Annotated in this window: 1 pseudogene; it reads left to right on the forward strand. The window is 53.7% G+C overall.

The window, feature by feature from the left end:
- Window positions 1-121: 121 nt before the first annotated feature.
- Window positions 122-231: pseudogene (locus tag INT22_RS20610) on the forward strand (formate/nitrite transporter family protein); the annotation flags it as partial.

The raw sequence follows: 231 nt of genomic DNA on the forward strand, positions 1-231 counted from the left end.
CGCCCGCTGCCCTAGCCACCAATTTCTGCTCTGCACAGCAAACCACGCCTTAACGGCAGGGTTTGCTGTGCTTGTTTGACTCTTCTGACCCTTACAATCAGCTACCAAGGAAACGCTCTCTATGTCCTACTTATTGCCTGCCGAATTTGCTACCAAGATGGTCGATGCTGGCGAAGCCAAGCTGCATATGTCTACCCGTGATGCGCTGATTCGCGCTTTTATGGCGGGGGC

Origin of the sequence: Halomonas sp. 3D7M (assembly GCF_014897885.1) — a bacterium.
Taxonomy (GTDB): Bacteria; Pseudomonadota; Gammaproteobacteria; order Pseudomonadales; family Halomonadaceae; genus Vreelandella.